This window comes from Lishizhenia sp., from assembly GCF_057456495.1.
Genome location: NZ_JBVCPV010000047.1, coordinates 1 through 17,771, shown reverse-complemented (window position 1 = coordinate 17,771; position 17,771 = coordinate 1). Strand labels below are relative to the sequence as shown.

The 17,771-nt window shown below is 36.0% G+C and carries 18 protein-coding genes and 1 pseudogene; 12 read left to right on the top strand and 7 right to left on the bottom strand.

What is annotated here, in order from left to right; genetic code table 11:
- From AC22ZQ_RS05200 to AC22ZQ_RS05180, 5 genes and pseudogenes are all read left to right on the top strand, one after another.
- Window positions 1-336: pseudogene (locus AC22ZQ_RS05200) on the top strand (SDR family NAD-dependent epimerase/dehydratase); the annotation flags it as partial.
- 1 nt (window position 337) lies between these two features.
- Window positions 338-913: an acyltransferase gene (locus AC22ZQ_RS05195; RefSeq protein WP_318957712.1), complete on the top strand. Its 576-nt coding sequence runs from the start codon at window positions 338-340 to the stop codon at window positions 911-913.
- Window positions 906-1,943: a Gfo/Idh/MocA family protein gene (locus AC22ZQ_RS05190; protein WP_318957710.1), complete on the top strand. Its 1,038-nt coding sequence runs from the start codon at window positions 906-908 to the stop codon at window positions 1,941-1,943. Before AC22ZQ_RS05195 ends, AC22ZQ_RS05190 begins: the two co-directional genes overlap by 8 nt.
- Complete coding sequence (gene rfbB, locus AC22ZQ_RS05185) at window positions 1,944-2,999, top strand: dTDP-glucose 4,6-dehydratase (RefSeq protein ID WP_318957709.1); 1,056 nt, start codon at window positions 1,944-1,946, stop codon at window positions 2,997-2,999.
- Between the two features lie 20 nt (window positions 3,000-3,019).
- Window positions 3,020-3,754 carry a tyrosine-protein phosphatase gene (locus tag AC22ZQ_RS05180; RefSeq protein ID WP_318957707.1) on the top strand — a complete coding sequence of 245 codons (735 nt, stop codon included), beginning with the start codon at window positions 3,020-3,022 and terminating at the stop codon, window positions 3,752-3,754.
- 45 nt (window positions 3,755-3,799) lie between these two features.
- On the opposite strand, the gene fabD is transcribed toward AC22ZQ_RS05180, so the two are convergent.
- Both fabD and AC22ZQ_RS05170 read right to left on the bottom strand, forming a co-directional pair.
- Window positions 3,800-4,681, bottom strand: coding sequence for an ACP S-malonyltransferase (fabD, locus tag AC22ZQ_RS05175; RefSeq protein ID WP_318957705.1), 882 nt, complete (start codon window positions 4,679-4,681; stop codon window positions 3,800-3,802).
- Window positions 4,682-4,786: 105 nt separating this feature from the next.
- Window positions 4,787-6,667 carry a T9SS type A sorting domain-containing protein gene (locus AC22ZQ_RS05170; protein WP_318957703.1) on the bottom strand — a complete coding sequence of 627 codons (1,881 nt, stop codon included), beginning with the start codon at window positions 6,665-6,667 and terminating at the stop codon, window positions 4,787-4,789.
- A gap of 167 nt (window positions 6,668-6,834) precedes the next feature.
- Here AC22ZQ_RS05170 and AC22ZQ_RS05165 point away from each other — a divergent pair, with 167 nt between their 5' ends.
- Together AC22ZQ_RS05165 and AC22ZQ_RS05160 are read left to right on the top strand one after the other, a co-directional pair.
- Complete coding sequence (locus tag AC22ZQ_RS05165) at window positions 6,835-7,392, top strand: RNA polymerase sigma factor (protein WP_318957701.1); 558 nt, start codon at window positions 6,835-6,837, stop codon at window positions 7,390-7,392.
- 5 nt (window positions 7,393-7,397) lie between these two features.
- Window positions 7,398-7,652, top strand: coding sequence for a hypothetical protein (locus tag AC22ZQ_RS05160; RefSeq protein WP_318957700.1), 255 nt, complete (start codon window positions 7,398-7,400; stop codon window positions 7,650-7,652).
- On the opposite strand, the gene AC22ZQ_RS05155 is transcribed toward AC22ZQ_RS05160, so the two are convergent.
- Window positions 7,615-8,208, bottom strand: coding sequence for a hypothetical protein (locus AC22ZQ_RS05155; RefSeq protein WP_318957698.1), 594 nt, complete (start codon window positions 8,206-8,208; stop codon window positions 7,615-7,617). The genes AC22ZQ_RS05160 and AC22ZQ_RS05155 overlap by 38 nt on opposite strands.
- A gap of 145 nt (window positions 8,209-8,353) precedes the next feature.
- Here AC22ZQ_RS05155 and AC22ZQ_RS05150 point away from each other — a divergent pair, with 145 nt between their 5' ends.
- The 5 genes from AC22ZQ_RS05150 (at window position 8,354) to AC22ZQ_RS05130 (ending at window position 13,368) form a co-directional block, all read left to right on the top strand.
- Window positions 8,354-10,480, top strand: a complete 2,127-nt coding sequence (locus tag AC22ZQ_RS05150; protein ID WP_318957696.1) for an endonuclease MutS2 — start codon at window positions 8,354-8,356, stop codon at window positions 10,478-10,480.
- 70 nt (window positions 10,481-10,550) lie between these two features.
- Window positions 10,551-11,120, top strand: coding sequence for a hypothetical protein (locus AC22ZQ_RS05145; RefSeq protein WP_318957695.1), 570 nt, complete (start codon window positions 10,551-10,553; stop codon window positions 11,118-11,120).
- 5 nt (window positions 11,121-11,125) lie between these two features.
- The gene (locus AC22ZQ_RS05140) at window positions 11,126-11,554 is read left to right on the top strand and encodes an ATP-dependent zinc protease family protein (RefSeq protein WP_318957693.1); all 429 of its coding nucleotides are present in this window, start codon (window positions 11,126-11,128) and stop codon (window positions 11,552-11,554) included.
- A complete protein-coding gene (gene rimK / locus AC22ZQ_RS05135) occupies window positions 11,555-12,427 on the top strand; it encodes a 30S ribosomal protein S6--L-glutamate ligase (RefSeq protein ID WP_318957691.1) in 873 nt (290 codons plus the stop codon). It begins immediately after the preceding gene.
- Window positions 12,427-13,368 (top strand): succinylglutamate desuccinylase/aspartoacylase family protein, encoded by a 942-nt coding sequence (locus tag AC22ZQ_RS05130; protein WP_318957690.1) that lies wholly within the window; start codon window positions 12,427-12,429, stop codon window positions 13,366-13,368. The genes rimK and AC22ZQ_RS05130 overlap by 1 nt, the downstream gene beginning before the upstream one ends.
- Here AC22ZQ_RS05130 and AC22ZQ_RS05125 read toward each other — a convergent pair whose 3' ends face one another.
- The 4 genes from AC22ZQ_RS05125 to AC22ZQ_RS05110 form a co-directional block, all read right to left on the bottom strand.
- On the bottom strand, window positions 13,369-14,382 hold the full coding sequence (locus AC22ZQ_RS05125; RefSeq protein ID WP_318957688.1) for a glycosyltransferase family 2 protein: 1,014 nt from the start codon (window positions 14,380-14,382) through the stop codon (window positions 13,369-13,371).
- A gap of 4 nt (window positions 14,383-14,386) precedes the next feature.
- Entirely contained in the window at window positions 14,387-15,604 is a 1,218-nt protein-coding gene (locus AC22ZQ_RS05120) for an O-antigen ligase family protein (RefSeq protein WP_318957687.1), read from the bottom strand.
- Complete coding sequence (locus AC22ZQ_RS05115; protein WP_318957685.1) at window positions 15,582-16,691, bottom strand: glycosyltransferase; 1,110 nt, start codon at window positions 16,689-16,691, stop codon at window positions 15,582-15,584. The genes AC22ZQ_RS05120 and AC22ZQ_RS05115 overlap by 23 nt, the downstream gene beginning before the upstream one ends.
- Window positions 16,688-17,771: glycosyltransferase family protein (locus AC22ZQ_RS05110; protein WP_318957683.1), on the bottom strand; the 1,084-nt coding region annotated here is incomplete at its 5' end. The genes AC22ZQ_RS05110 and AC22ZQ_RS05115, both read right to left, overlap by 4 nt.

The following is a 17,771-nucleotide window of genomic DNA, read 5'->3' as shown; positions in this document are numbered from 1 at the left end:
GTAGATGATTTAGTAGAGGGAATTGTTCGCTTGCTTCATTCTGACTACGCACAACCTGTAAACATTGGAAATCCAGATGAAATCACCATTGGCGATTTTGCGGAAGAAATCATTCAATTAACAGGAACTACCCAAAAAGTAATCTATAAAGAACTTCCTGTAAACGATCCAAAACAACGTCAGCCAGATATTAGTAAAGCCAAAGAAATACTTGACTGGTCACCAAAAATAGACAGGTCGGAAGGATTGAAAAGAACCTACGCGTATTTCAAAGACCTACCCGAAGAAAAACTGTATAAAAAAGAACATAACAATTTCGAAAAATACATCAACTAATATGGATTACTTCGCACATGAAACAGCAGTAATTGACGAAGGAGCTGCGATTGGAAAAGGAACTAAAATTTGGCACTTTTCCCACATCATGAATAATGCTACCCTGGGAGAAGGCTGTAACATTGGTCAAAACGTTGTGGTATCACCTGATGTTACCTTAGGAAAGAACTGTAAGGTCCAAAACAACGTTTCTATCTACTCGGGCGTTATCTGTGAAGAAGATGTGTTTTTAGGTCCTTCTATGGTCTTTACAAATGTTACCAATCCCAGAAGTGCGGTAAACCGAAGAGGACAATACGAAAGAACTAGGGTTAAACGCGGTGCTTCTATTGGTGCAAATGCAACTATCGTTTGTGGCCATGATATTGGAGAATTTGCTTTTATTGGAGCAGGTGCCGTAGTAACCAAACATATTCCAGCTTACGCGTTAGTTGTTGGAAATCCAGCTAAACAAATAGGTTGGATGAGTGAGTACGGACATCGTCTTGAATTTAATCATGAAGGAATAGCAACGTGTCCAGAAAGTAAGGAAAAATACAAATTAGATAATCATACTGTTACAAAAATAAATGAGTAAGGATATAATAAAATTCGCTGTTATTGGTGCAGGGCATATCGGAAAACGCCATGCAGAAATGATTAGACGAAATGAGGAGGCAGAATTAGTAGCATTAGTAGATGTTAGAGATCAAAAGGCATGTGATGCAGAGCATTTCGATGTTCCTTTCTTTTCTTCTATAGATGAGCTATTAGCAGCTAATATAGAGATTGATGTTGTAAATATCTGTACACCTAACGGTCTACATGCTGAGCAATCTATCAAGGCATTAGAAAATAAATACCATGTTGTTTGTGAAAAACCTATGGGACTGAGCAAAGACAATTGTGAGAAGATAATTTTCAAATCTTTACAAATGTCTAAACAAGTATTTTGCGTAATGCAAAACCGTTACTCTCCGCCCTCTGAATGGATCAAGGAAATCGTTTCTAACGGGACTCTTGGTGATATACACATGGTTCAGTTGAACTGCTATTGGAACAGAGACGACCGCTATTATAAAGCTGGAGGATGGAAAGGAACACAAGATTTAGACGGTGGTACACTTTTCACGCAATTCTCACACTTCATTGACATCATGTACTGGTTATTTGGAGATATAGAAAACATTCAAGGAAAATTTGCCGATTTTACGCATCAAGATTCTACAGATTTTGAAGATTCTGGATTTGTAAGTTTTGACTTTATCAATGGAGGAATGGGATCATTAAACTATTCTACTGCGGTTGCTAATCAAAACTTAGAAAGTTCTATGACCATTATAGGTTCAAAAGGATCTGTTAAGATAGGTGGACAATATATGAACGAAGTTGAAGTTTGTAATATAGCAGGATATGAAATGCCTGAATTGGCACCAACAAACCCTGGAAATGACTACGGAGCATACAAAGGGTCTGCTGCCAATCACCACTACATCATTAATAATGTTGTAGACACTTTAAAAGGTAGAACTACAGCTACAACAAATGCTTTAGAAGGTTTGAAAGTAGTGGAAATCATTGAGCGCATTTACGAGAAACGCAACGAACAAATGACTTTCGGTAAATAAATGGATTACAAGAAAAACATATTAGTTACAGGTGGAGCCGGTTTTATCGGTTCTCACCTTGTACGTAGATTGGTAAACAATTACCCAGAATATCACATCATTAATTTTGATGCATTGACCTATGCTGGAAATTTAAACAATCTAAAAGACCTTGAAAATGCAGACAACTACACCTTTGTAAAAGGAGACATCTGTGAACTTTCAGATCTTGAAAAAGTGTTTTCTAATTTTTATATCACTGATATTATTCATCTTGCGGCTGAGTCGCATGTAGATAGAAGTATTTCTGGTCCTATGGCATTTGTAATGACAAATGTTGTGGGAACGGTAAACCTTTTGAATATTGCCAAAGAAAAATGGGCTGGTGCTAAAGACCGCTTATTCTACCATATATCAACAGATGAAGTATATGGTTCTTTAGGTGCTGAAGGTCTATTTAGCGAAACTACAGCATACGATCCAAGAAGTCCCTATTCATCATCGAAAGCTTCTTCAGATCACTTTGTAATGGCCTATCATCACACCTATGGTTTACCGGTAAAAATTTCGAATTGCTCGAACAATTACGGGAGCCATCAATTCCCTGAAAAGTTAATTCCTTTAATGATTAACAACATTGTACAAGAAAAGGATTTACCGATTTACGGAAAAGGTGATAACATCAGAGATTGGTTATGGGTTGAAGACCATGCGGCTGCAATTGATAAAATATTCCACGAAGGAAGATTAGGTGAAACGTATAACATTGGTGGATTGAATGAATGGACCAATATAGACTTAGTTCATGCTTTGATATCTATTGTGGATCACAAACTTGGTAGACCAGAGGGCAGTTCTAAAAAGCTTATCAAATTCGTTACAGATAGAGCTGGTCATGACAAACGTTACGCCATTGATGCTTCTAAACTGGAGAAAGAATTAGGCTGGACGCCAAGTATACAGTTTGAAGAAGGATTAGAAAAAACAGTAGACTGGTATCTGAACAATAGAGAGTGGACTGAAAACATTATTTCAGGAGACTATCAAGAATACTACACGAATCAATACGAATCTTAGCTACTTAAAAAATTTGAATTATGTTTTCATTATTTAAGAAGAAAGAAGCAAAAACTCCTGTCGATCTATCGCGTTTGGGCATAGATGTACACAGCCATTTAATACCAGGAGTAGATGATGGTGCACAAAATGTAGATGCATCCATAGGTATGTTAACAAAATTCAAGGAATTAGGATACGATAGAATAATAACCACCCCGCACGTTTACACAGACCTCTACCCTAACACAACTAAAAGCATTACAGATGCTTACAATGTGTTATTAGATGAATTGGAGAAAACAAATCTAGATATACAAGTAGAGGTTGCAGCAGAATACTTCTTTGATGAGACTTTTATTGAAAGAATTGACAATGATGATGTATTAACGTGGGCAGGAAATCACGTACTCTTTGAGTTTAGTTTCACCAACGAACCTATGGGAATTGATGCGCTAATTTTTCAATTACAAACCAAAGGTTACACACCAGTTCTTGCACATTTCGAACGTTATTTATACTACCACGGATCGGTAGAAAAGGCGAGGGAATTAAGAGAAAAAGGCGTACTGATACAAGTTAACTTAAACTCTTTAACCGGACATTATGGTCCACACATTAAAAAGCAAGCAGAGTTGTTAATAGACAATAAACTTGTGGATTTAGCAGGAACGGATTGTCATAGAATTGAACATCTAAAACTTTTAGAAAGTCATTTAAAAAGAAGTTACTTCCACAAATTATTAGATTTAGATTTATTGAATTATAAGCTATAAAAAAAGGCGATGGTTAACCATCGCCTTTTTTGTATTGAATGCTTATTACAACGTAGCACTAGAAGTTGGAAACTTTCTATCTACTTTTTTAAATAGACCTTGTAGCACTTTTCCTGGTCCCACCTCTACGATTTCTTCACAACCATCAGCAATCATTTGTTGCATAGTTTGTGTCCAACGCACAGGCGCAGTTAATTGTGCCATTAAGTTTTCTTTAATTTCATCTGGATTTGAAACCGCACTTGCTGTAACGTTTTGGTAAACTGGGCAAATTGGCGTTGAAAATTCAGTAGCAGCAATAGCCTTTGCCAATTCCTCACGAGCTGGCTCCATTAAAGGAGAGTGGAATGCTCCACCTACGGGCAATTTCAAAGCTCTTTTCGCTCCTTTTTCAGTAGCTAATGCACATGCTTTATCAATTGCCTCAACTGCTCCTGAGATTACCAATTGACCTGGACAATTGTAGTTAGCTGCTACAACTACTCCATCAACCTCTTCACAAACAGCTTCAACTACTGCATCTTCCAACCCTAAGATTGCAGCCATTGTAGAAGGCTCTTTTTCACAAGCCTCTTGCATAGCCAATGCACGTTTATACACCAACTTTAATCCATCTTCGAAGGCTAAAGTTTTGTTCGCAACTAAAGCAGATAATTCTCCTAATGAGTGACCTGCCACCATATTCGGTTGAAAAGAATCACCTAAGACCTCTGCTAAAATAGTAGAGTGTAAAAATATTGCTGGTTGAGTTACTTTCGTTTGCTTCAACTCTTCATCGGTTCCTTCGAACATAATTTTAGTGATATCAAATCCTAAAATTTCGTTGGCTTTATTGAAAAGTTCTTTTGCTTTTTCTGAGTTATCGTACAGATCTTTTCCCATTCCTGAAAACTGGGCTCCTTGACCTGGAAATACATATCCTTTCATAATTTCTATGTAATCGGTTTAGGCGCAAAAATAAATAAATGCGCGAAGTTTAAAACAAAAAAATACCCCAGATCTCTCTGGGGTACTTCTTAAAATTGTGTGAAATTATTTTTTAACCACCAATTTCTTAGTAACAACTGAATCACCAGCTACGAAGTTACAGATGTAAACTCCGTTTGTTAATCCGTTTGTTGAAATTGCAGTTGTGTGTTCACCAGCATTTAAACTTCCAATTGCATCTGTGTAAACTACTTTACCTGCGATATCTGTAATTGTAACAGTTACGTCAGTTTGTGCAGCCAATGTAAAGTCTAAGTTTACATTATCAGTTGCTGGGTTAGGGTAAACACTTAAGTTAAAGTTAGCCTCAACTTCTTCTACACTTAACGCAGATTCCAAGATTCTAATTTTAATAGCTTCTGGATCTGTTAAGTTGTATACATCTCCTGCTGCAGAAGTTGGGTCAATTCCTAATACAGTTCCTTGTTCAACACTTTGTGCCATACCGAAACGTACTGGAGTAGATCCACCACTGTTGTTCACTGTTGCGATGAATGCTGTACCTGCAGGAATTGTAGCAATTCCTCCGCCGTCCATTCCAATTGAAATCCAGCTATCCATATCAGTATCAGTTAACGTGTATACTTCTGTAGTTGCTGCCAAAGTAGCTGTTCCGTCTCCATTTAATAAGTAAATAGCTCCGTAAACCTCTTGTCCGATGTAAGGAGTGTTGTCTGCTGCACCAACGATGTACATTTTCATCATTCCGATGTTTACATCATCAAATGCTTCCATGTAGTTACCAATCGTTAAAGCTTGACCATTTAAAGTACCTGCTAAACCACCGATAGCACCTCTTAATGACTCATCATCACGAGCGAAGATGTTTCCACCGTAGTATGCTTCCTTGATAATCGTGTCATTCGTTAGAACTGCATCTGTTGCAGTTCCTAAATCTGGTGTTCCAATGAATTGGTATGTACCAACACCTGCACTTACAATATCAAATAATGTAGAAACTTCGAAAGTATCTGTAGCTTGAGCTACTAAACTTTTCGTAGTTCCAACTTCTGAGTAAGATTGTCCTACAACATCCATTTTCAATGCTGCATCAGTTTGATCAACTGCTCCTAAGTTTTTGAATGCAGCTTGACCTGAGAATCCAGGGAAAGAAGATTGTGTAGTTGGAATATATGTGTAATCCAATGGTATATGCATTGTTGGATCGTTACCTGCTAATGGTCTAAAGTAGTTGATCGATAAATCATTAGAGTAAGTTTCGAAAAGTTCAATATCATCAACTCCCCAGAACCAATCCCACTGTCCTTCGTATTTCAAACGAATTCTAGTAGTTGCTGTCCATCCACCTGCTGGCGTAGGAAGAGAAAGTACGTTTTGTAAAACTCCTAAATCGTTAGAGTTAACGTTTACTCCTAAATCGTTTACTAAGTAATCTGTCCAAGTAGCACCACCATCTGTAGAAACACCAATGTAGTTTGCATCATAGAAGTGACGGAAAATTTGGTACCAACTTACCGAAAGTGCAGTGTTTGCGTATCCTGATAAATCGATATCTGATTGCAATTCAAAGTAAGCATCCTGTGTCGCACTTCCTCCAGCTTCATCAGAATTGATGAATGCGAAACTTCCTGAGTTTACGTCACCTGTTGGAGAGTTCATTTCTATAGGAAAACCGTAAGAAGGCTCTTGACTCACTAAAGATGCTGGTACAGCACTTACTATTTGCCAATCTCCATCTGTGTGGTTTGGACCGTCAACGTGATCCCAATCTGAAGCTGTTTCAAAATCGTTTGACCAAACTACATCACCTTCAGCTCTATTTTGGAACTGCTCTAACCCGTGGTATGCAGGTCTTGATTTAAAAGCATCTGTTTTTTGAGCTTGGTTTGAATAGGTAGGAGCAACTTGTGCATTGATTCCTAAAGAACCAACCAAAGCACCCGCTAATAAGTAAATTTTCTTCATAGTTTTAATAAATTTCGTTCGTAAAAATAATTATTAAAAATAATTTCACACCTATAAAACGTAGGATTAACGGCGAGGGTTGGATATAAAAAAGTTAATATTATGACAATCTGTTACTTTTAACTAAAAGTGTATTAAACTTGTAGAACGCTCTACTGCAAAGAACAATGATAAAGAAACGGAAACTCACTCAACTCACTGAATCACAGCTCATAGAGACTGCTAAACAAAGTGAAAAGGCATTTGGAGAATTATACAAAAGAAATTTTGATAAAATCTTCAGGTTTGCCTTCAAACGTTTGGGAGGAAATGAAGCTTTGGCGGGTGACATAACGCAACAAACCTTCATTAAAGCCTTTGCTGCTATCGGGAAATACGAAGACAAGGGCTATGCTTTTAGCACATGGCTCATTCGAATAGCTCAAAATGAAATCAATCAATTCTTTAGAAAAAATAAGAAAGTTTACACAGTAGAGGTGGAAGAAAAGCATGTGGTGAGTTTTATGGACTTCATGGATATTGATGAAAGCGATAATCAAGACAAGCAAGAACAACTTGTTGAAATACTCAATAACCTAAAGCAAGAATATTTAGACTTGATAGAGTTGAGGTTTTTCCAACAAAAATCTTTTCGCGAAATTGCAAGTATCTATGCCATAAGTGAAGCCAACGCAAAAATGCGTTTATACAGAATCATTGAAAAAATTAAGAAAGAGGTATACTAGAAATAATGAGAAAATTTAAAATCAATAGAAAATCAGAAATTGAACCTTCTGAAGAGCAATTGAAAAAGTACAAAGACTTTGCGACTGTTTCTCATGGCTACAAGCGTCTAACAAAACGTCCCAAAAAACCACTTTACAAAGATCCCAAATTGTTTCTTATACTATTCTTACTTGGATTAATAGCCTTCTTGGTATTCCTTGAAAATGAAGAAGAAACACCAACTACCAATGAAACACAAGTGGAGGAATCTTATGAGTAAAAATAACATGACTCTCCTCCTCTTCGAGAACCTCATAGAGTTCTTTTTTATGCATGGTGAAGCTTCTAGAACGCTTTCCAACCTTTATTAACATATGATCAAAGTAGAACAAACACACCTGTTGATCTCCTACTCCTATGTTTTGCATACCCTTTGCTATGACTTTTATTCCTGAGCTAAAACTCATTTTTAAATCATCTGTCAATTTATCGTAAACTACTTGTGTAAGTGTAACTTCCTGATCAACTACCTTTTCTCCAGCCAGATAAAGCAATCCTTTTTCTTTTGAAAAGTTAGCTTCAAAATTGTTAGGATCTATATAAATCAAATCATTTTCTATTTCTGGTAAATCTGTTTCTACAACTTTTACTTTTTCCTTAGATTTACGCATAGATCTCTTGTAGATTCCCATGGATAGCAGCAGCGAGACTAAGACCAAGAAAAATACAAAAATCAAAGCGGGTGTACTTTGAAAGAAGGCATAAATAGCAACACCGATTACCAATACTCCAAGTATCGGAAGCAATGCTAGACTGATTGATTTAATTTTTTGCATATTGGATGTATTCTGCCTAATAATACATAAAAAATAAATATGCATTTCTTTAAACTTTTTCGTCTTCTATTTATTTACTTATAAAGCGCTCATTAATTCAAGATAAATGAGCTGCGAAAAGGATTAAAATTATTTTTGTAATTAGATGTTACATTACGATAAACAAACTTACAAAGATTTAGAGTTCGACTTCCTCATTGAAAAGATGAGTGAATTTTGTGTGGGTGAAACTGCCCTCCAACGCATCTTGAATTTAACTCCAGTAAAAAGTAATAAAAAGCTGTTGATAGATTTGAACAATGCCAACGAATACAAACAAATCAGAACAGAGGGAGAACAGTTTCCGCGCATAGACTTTGAAGAATTAAAAACTGAAATTCGCATGTTACCCATTGCGAATTCTGCTTTACAAAAAGAAAGTTTTGGACGCTTACTACGTGCTAGTTTGTTGTGTAACACTTTGGTTTACTTCTTTAACAAAAGAGAAGAAGACTACCCTCATTTAAATGCCTTATTGAAGGATGTTTATTTCACCAAAGAAATTGCGGACCCTATCAATGAAGTGTTTGATAAATCTGGAGAAATTAAAGACGACGCCTCTGAAGAGCTTTTCCAAATTCGCCAACAAATCAAAAGTACGCGTATTCAAATCAATAAAAATTTTGATAGAGAATTGCGAAAACTGATGAAGGATGGACTGGTTAGTGACACCAGAGAAGCCTTTTTAGACGAACGCAGGGTGTTGTCGGTTATTTCCTCTCACAAAAGGAAAGTAAGTGGTAATGTTGTTGGATCTTCTAAAACAGGAGGGTTAACCTACATTGAACCCCAAGTTAACGTTCCTTTAAACAACGAGTTAGAATTATTACTCGACGATGAGCGTAAAGAAATTTTTAAAATATTAAAAGCACTTACAAAGGAGCTTTCGATTCATCTTCCTTTGATAAAAGCCTATCAAGAACTTTTAACAGAGTTTGATTTCATTCAAGCTAAAGTTCGCTTGGCGTTGATGTTTGATGGTGTACTTCCCGCCATACAAGACACTACAGAACTAGAGTTGATTGAAGCTTATCATCCTGTATTATTAATGAAAAACAAAGCAGCAAACAAGCCAACTATCCCTCAATACTTGAGTATGGATAAGTTTTCTCGTATGCTCGTAATTTCTGGACCCAATGCAGGTGGTAAAAGTATAACCCTTAAAACTGTTGGATTATTGCAGTTGATGCTGCAATGCGGTTTGCTGGTACCTGTTCACGAAAACAGTAAAATGTGCTTCTTCAATGCCTTGTTAACAGATATTGGTGATAATCAATCCATAGAAAATGAATTGAGTACCTACAGTTACAGGTTGAAAAGAATGAAACACTTCTTGGAGGTAGCTAATAAAAAAACCATGCTACTTCTTGACGAATTTGGTACAGGATCTGACCCAGATTTGGGGGGAGCACTGGCTGAAGTATTTTTTGAATCGTTATACAATAAAAAGTGTTTTGGTGTTATCACCACCCACTACGCCAATATTAAATTAAAAGCCGATAAACTTAGAAATGCTGTAAATGGTTGTATGCTTTTCGATACGGAGACCTTGGAACCACTTTACAAGTTAAGTTTAGGTCAACCTGGAAGTTCTTTTACTTTTGAAGTTGCACAAATAAACGGTATTGACATTGAGTTGATTGAAGAGGCTAAAACTCGTTTAGACGAAAAGAAGGTTAAGATGGACCAGCTTTTAAGTGAGTTACAGCGCGAAAAAACTTATTTGGCTCGACTCAATAAAGAACACATCGAAGCCCAAGAAATAGCACTCAAGGCTAAAAACAAATTTGAAACTTCTAAAAAGAAATTTGAAGAAAAACTAGCGGCGCAACAAGACTTGTATGAGAAGAACAACAATTTGATCCAAAAAGGAAAAAAACTGCAAAACTTCATCAATCAATATAAAAGTAACGCTAAGTCTAAAAATGCCAATGATGGTTTATTGCAAGAGGTTAAAAAATATATCGCTACAGAAAAGTTTAAAATTGACGAACAAAAAAGAGAAATCGAACTCAAAAAGAACGTAAATAAACCGCAAAAGAAACAGCGAAATAACACCAAGAAAAAAGACAATCAATTTTTAGATAAAATAAAAGTTGGTAGCACTGTAAAGCTGAATGAAACCAAACAAAATGGTACCGTAGAGGAATTAAATGGCAAGGAAGTAACGGTGAGCTTTGGGTTTATGCGCTTAAAGGTTATGAAAGATAAACTTACTTGGATTAAAGATTAAAATTGTAGGGATTTCTGTTCTGGCAACAATTTTGTTTTTGGAGGATCATACAATATTCAACATCTATATTATGAAATTATTTAAACACGCACTTTACTTATCTCTTTTTGCACTCCCCTTACTTACAGCATGTAATAAAAAAGGATGTACGAATCCTGCGGCTAGTAACTATGCCGAAGAAGCAATCAAGGAGGATGGTAGCTGCAAGTATTTTACAAAATTTAAAATTACCAGAATTGAAGTTCAAGAGTATGACACGCTTTATTTTGGCGACTACTACGATGATTTAGATCTAACCAATGCTGATATGTACTTTGAGTTAACTGATTTAAACAACAACTTGATTTTCGCATCACAAGAAACGTATTTCGACGCTCCAGCGAATCCAGTAGATGAGTTTGAATTTGATTTTTCGAAGGATACAACTTTCAACAACCTCAATGTAAGTTTAAATTTTAGCTTTTGGGATTTCGATCAAATTACGGATGATTTTGGGACACAAAATGACGACTTGATTCACGAGGAAACGATAGACTTTCAAACCTACACCGCTACTAATGCTCAAGACAAATTTCCTGGACGAATTGAAATCAACACCGATAAAATCGAATTTGATGTTTATATTCAATGGTTAGAATAACGCCCATGAAAAAAGAGAAATTTATCATAGGAAAAAGCGACAAGGCAAACTTTCCCGATTTCAATTTAAAAGATGTAAAGGTTAAAATTGACACTGGAGCTTATACCTCAACGATACACTGCAGTGAAATTTGGGAGGAAAATAATGAACTTAAGGTTATTTTCCTTTCAGACCAACACTTACAATACACCGGAGAAATTATTACATTTAAGGAATATAGTCTAAAAAAGGTCAGAAGTAGTTCTGGTCAAAGTCAACTTAGATACAAGGTGAAAGGAACTATTACTCTGTTCGGAAAAATATTTAACACAGAGTTCACCTTGTCACGCAGAGACAAAATGAAATACCCAGTACTTTTGGGAAGAAAATTACTAAACAACAATTTTTTGGTAGACACATCAAAAAAGAATTTATCACACAGTCAAACACATTAAATGAAAATAGCAGTACTAAGTAGAGATGCCAACCTTTATTCAACACGAAGAATTGTAGAAGCAGGGGTATTACGCGGACACCAGGTGGATGTAATAGATCATTTAAAATGTAGTTTAGAGATGGAAAAAGAAAACCCTACTCTTTACTACAAAAACAGATATTTAGAGGGATATGACGCTGTTATTCCTCGTATCGGAGCTTCGGTAACCTTCTTTGGAACGGCCGTGGTTCGTCAATTTGAAATGATGGGAACTTTCACAACTGTAAGTTCAAATGGTTTAAGCAACTCTAGAGACAAATTAAGAAGTTTACAATTACTCACAAAAAAGGGAGTTGGAATGCCGAAAACGGTATTTACCAACTACTCCAATAACGTAGAACATTTAATTGATGCGGTAGGTGGAGCACCTATTGTAATTAAGTTATTAGAAGGTACACAGGGACTAGGAGTGGTTTTAGCAGAAAGTAAAAAAGCTGCTGAATCTGTATTAGAAGCTTTCAATGGTTTAAAAGCAAGAGTTATCGTTCAAGAATTCATCAAAGAATCTAAAGGAGCTGATATACGTGCCTTTGTTGTAGATGGGAAAGTTGTTGGCGCTATGAAACGTCAAGGGAAAGAAGGAGAATTTAGATCTAACCTTCACCGAGGCGGTAGCGCTAAAATTATTGAATTAACAGAACGTGAAGAAGAAACTGCGATACTTGCAGCGAAAGCATTAAACTTAGGCATTGCCGGTGTAGACATGTTACAAAGTGAGCGCGGACCTCTTGTATTAGAAGTAAATTCATCTCCAGGATTGGAAGGTATAGAGCGCGCAACGCACAAAGATATCGCAGGTGAAATCATAGAATACTTACAACGTAAGGTATAATGAATAAACCCATACAAATATTAGATACGATTGTTCAACCGGGTAAGAAGGCCATCATTAATTTGGAAGTGGCCAAACTGCATACAGCAAGTCCGGTGAACATTCCTATCATTGTTGATCACGCCAAGAAAAAGGGTCCAACTCTTCTATTATTAGGTGGCGTTCACGGAGATGAAATCAACGGGATAGAAATTGTTCGAAAAATTGTTCGTTCAGGTTTAAACAAACCACAACGGGGAACAGTAATTTGTATCCCTGTTCTTAACATCTTTGGTTTTTTAAACTTCATGCGTGAATTACCTGATGGCCGAGATTTAAACAGAAGTTTTCCGGGTACTGCAAGTGGTTCTTTAGCCAGTCAGTTCGCCTACGCTTTTATGAAACACATCGCTCCTTTGGCTGACATCATCATAGATATACACACTGGAGCTGCACAGCGTAATAATTATCCTCAAATTAGATGTGACTTTTCGAATCCACAAGCGGTAGAATTGGCCGAAGTTTTCGACGCGCCTTTCATCAAAGATTCAAAATTGATTCCGAAATCATTGAGAGAAGCTGTGAGTAAAAAAGGGAAAAACATCATCTTGTTTGAAGGAGGAAAAGCAAACAGAATAGATCCTTTCATCGTGGAAGAAGGTATACGTGGAGTAAAACGTGTCATGCATCACTTGGACATGATAGACGACGGTGATGAAATACAACGTGGCTCAACATTACTTAGACAATCCAAATGGTTACGTGCACCTATGTCGGGAATGTTTGATTTGCGTATATTGAATGGTTCGTATGTAGAAAAAGGAACGATAATCGGTGTTATTTCAGACCCTTTTGGAAAAACAGAGCGTAGCTTTAAATCTCCTATGAATGGTTATATTTTCGCTGTAAATGAAGCTCCAATAGTCAATAAAGGAGATGCTATTTTCCACATTGGGTATTAACTACCTCGAAAGTTTTGTTTCTCGCTGTGAAGGTTTTCTATTGAGCAGATAAAAGTGATAGATACCCTTTAAATAACCTCCTCCATATTGAAAGTGCATGATTAAAAAGCTGCGAATTATACCGAAACTTTCTTTAATGCCTGTCCCTTTTTTAAATCCAAAATAGAGCGCTAAAGCACCATAAAGCAACCACGTTAAGGCTATCGCATACATAAAGAACGGATGCAACAACATCAAAGGAATACTCAGGATAGCAAACAACACAAACAACGGTGGAAACAACTGTCTGACGGTAGTCACGGCCTTGTGTTTCTTATTGACAAAAACCTTCCAGTATCCATATTGAAAGAATTGTTTTTTTAATCCTGCATAGGTAGACCTCACGTAGTATTTTAGCCAAATTGAAGCTTCGAACCAAACCTTCCCTCCGGCCTGTGTCAATCGATAGTTGAATTCATCATCCTGGTTGCGGACCAATTCTTCATCAAACATACCTATCTTATCAAAAACCCATCTGGGATACATAGGACTCGTTACTGTATCCGTAAATCCTGATTTTTCCAGAATTCTAAAGTTCCCTACCCCCATACCAAAAGGGGTATCCATAGCTTTTGAAATAATTGCACCTTCTTGGTTGGTGTATTCATTGATCAATTTTGAACCTACACACCAGATCTCCTCCTGATTTTCCAGTAAGCGTATTCCTGTTTCTAAGTGATTTTCACAAATAATGTGACGTGCATCTACACGTTGAACATATTCACCCGTGCTGTTCGTTACCCCAAGATTAAAAGCTACAGGAGTTATTCTTTGAGGGTTATCAATAATTCTAAGGTTCTTATAGTTTCCTAAAACAGATTCGACAAGTTCTCTTGTACCATCATCACTTTGTCCATCAATTATCAACACTTCAATCTCCTCCTTTTCCACCAAGGTATTGGCATAAATAGCATCCAAACATTCTATGATGTATGGTTTTTCATTACGACAAGGTATTACAACTGATACTTTCACTAATTTATGCTTTTTTTAATGCTTTAGGGTTAACTAATAAGAAAGCTGCAAAGCTAAAGAAAATTACGCCTACCTGCCTCTCTAAAAAAGATTCGAAAGCGCAGGAAATAAAAATAATAATAGCTAAATAAAATATTTCCTTTTGTTTATATGCTTTCACCCAAAGGATAGGGTGTATAAGTACATATATTAATAACAGAGCTCCCAAAAAGCCTAAAGCGATAAACGTTTGAAAAAACTGTGAGTGGGGATTGTATTTTTTCTCTATATAGTTATGAAAACCATATGCCTCATATTTCTTATACAATACATCTTTTACATCCCCCGTTCCCACTCCAAAAAAATGCTCTTGAATTAACTCCCATGACAGCGTGTATAATACCATCCTTACTCCTGAAGAATTTGAATTATCCTTTGCGTTTTCCAAGAAAAGATCTTTATCCTTAATATAATTCTCTATAGTTGTTGCAGTCGAATCCAGATCTCTTTCAACAGCTTCGATTCTACTTATATTAAATAGAAACATAAGAGGAAGTAGAATAACAGAAATCTTCAGCAACCAACTTTTCATTTTAAAAATCGCCCTACCCCACAAAATAATCGCTAACAGGGCAACAACTACTATACTGCTTAAGGATCTTATATAGTATAATGAAACTAAAAGAAGCAGTACATAAAGTACTTTTAAAATTAATGCTACGAAATTAAACTTTTGCCATTTTATCAGTAAAACTGCAGAGAACAAATAAATTGCAGTTAAATAGGTTCCATGCATTTGAAAACCATACACATGAGGGGCATAACACGCTCCATATCCAGAAGAATCACAGAGATATGCTTTAATAAAAGAATGAAGCATTGCGAATCCACTTGCTACAACAAATCCCCATTTCCCCCATGATATCGCCTCTAATTTTAGATTTTTATAAGTGAAAATATAAATGACTGGAAAGATTGCAAAAGACAGTTTTGTTTCCAAATCTTTCCCCGCATATCCCAAATTTTCCGTGTTGATTAATCCAATGACATGTAGTATGAAAAAACAAAGTATTCCATAAATTATCCAAGGAATTTCTTTCCAAACTGGTTTTTGAAAATGAAAAAATGAGGCGACTACCCACAAAGCTATAGCTGGCACAATAAATTTTGTCGCATTGACAAGGACTATAGGTATTAAAAATAAACTTAAAGGATATACCTTATTCTTTACAAACTCCTTCATCGAGTAAATCTCTGTATATTTTTATTTGTTGCTGGATATCATTTTCAAAGTTAAAAAACTCAACCACTCTTTCTCTTCCTTTCAAACCAATTTCCTTTCGCAATTCTACATTCTGTAGGAGCATCATTTTATCTACTACTAATTGTAGGTTTAAAGGCTCTATTTCAACTCTATAACCCGTTTCACCTTCCACTAAAACTTCTTTAAAGCCTTCCGCCTCACTTGTAATTAATGGCAAACCTGAAACAGAAGCTTCGAGCGCAGCAACACCATAGCTTTCTCTTCTTGACAAAGACATGTATACATCTAAGTTTAAGTAAGCCTCTGCTATATCTACTCTGTTAACATAACCGTGAAAATGAACAGAATTATCTATTCCTAGTACCTTGACAAGGTCTTTTAAATTTTCCATTTGAGGACCTTTCCCGTACAACTCAAGTACATCCTTCCTCTTAGTTTGCTCCAAATACTTATGAAATGCCCGAATAAGAATATCAACTCCATAAACCGTATCCATAGTTTTAACGGTACCAAAGTGTAAAACATCCTTATCTATGTGTGTTTTCACCTTAAACTCTTCTAAATTAATTCCAAAGGGAAGTTTCACTTTACGTTTAGCACCAACATAGTCGATGTCCTTAAGCATAGAATCACTCGTAGAACAAATTAAATCTGCTTTATTAAAGATAAAACGCATTACTTGCTTATGCACCATAGACCTGTAAGGGAAGTCCTGAATATCAGAGCCCCAAACAGAGATAATGTAAGGCCTTCTACCACATAAAGCGCCTAGTAATCCGTAAGACGTAGCATAGTGAGCATGTACAACATCAGGTTGTATTTTTTTAACAAAACTTTTAACCTCTTTTACAGCCTTTAAATAAGAAAGTTTGGCAAATGCACTTTGTTTATCTTGTAAACTCGGATCTGCTCCAAAATAAACACATTCTACACTTATATTAGTATACCAATCTTCTCTTGGAGCCGACATACTAAAGATTGCTACTTCTATATTATTTTTTCGAAGTCCCATCACCCATTTTCGGGTATGAGAAGAATTAACATCGGCTAGAAACAGAATTTTCATGCGAGTAGCTTTTCAATTTGAGCTTCAACTATCTTGGTTTGAGTTTTTCTATGTAATGTTGGCACAAGTTCTTCTTTATAGGCCTGTTTCTCCTTTTGTTGCCATTGTTTGTACAAGGTTAAAAAAGATCTTTTAATTCCTTCAACATCATAAAAATCTACACATACCCCTCCATTTAATTCATGAATTAAGTCTGCTGCAACATCATCCAGATCAACCATTCCAAATACAGGCTTCATTGTAGATAAATACTCAAAAAGCTTTCCTGTAAAAACTCCTTTCACTCCCATTGGAGGATGTAAAAGTAAATTACAATCTGCCTTGAACATGTAACTTAAACATTCTTCATTAGACATTGATGGTAACACTTTTATTTTATCTTTCAATACAGCAGGAATTTTGAAATTAAGATGCGTTCCTAATAATTGTATTTGAATATCCTGTGGAAGCTTTCCTTCTTGATCCAATTCTACCAGAGCTTTAAAAAACTCCGTTGGTTTTCTTTCGGCATAAAAAGTTCCGGCATATAACATGGTAAATTCCTCGTTGAAATTATACACCTCACTTCTTTCATGATCAAACCCATTTCTGACCTCAATGAAATCGATGTTTTGATTTTTATTCATCAATGATTTAAAACCATCCAAAATTGGTAAACTCACAGAGGAAACTGCATCAACATAGGGCTCTATTTCTTTTTCGAGACGTTGAAGTTTAGCTTTTCTTTGACCATTGTAAAAGGGGTTCAAACTCATTTCATCCCTCATATCAGCAATCCACTTAACGTCCTGGTTTTTCTTTTTAAAAGCTAATGCAATTTCATGGGCATCTTCTGGAGCAAATGAAGACAATATTAAATCAATCGGTTTTTCGGCATGAATTCGATCTAAACGTTTTAAACAGTTTTTTTTCCAACCCGGAAAATCTCCCAAAGCCATTTTACCTATAAGAATATTATTTACCGATTTTAACTTATGAATCAATTTAGGATCACCTACTTTTTGACGTCTATTTCGAACTATTTTATTACCAGACTCTCTGTAAACATTAGCTCCTAAACATGTTTCCATAGAGGGAGAG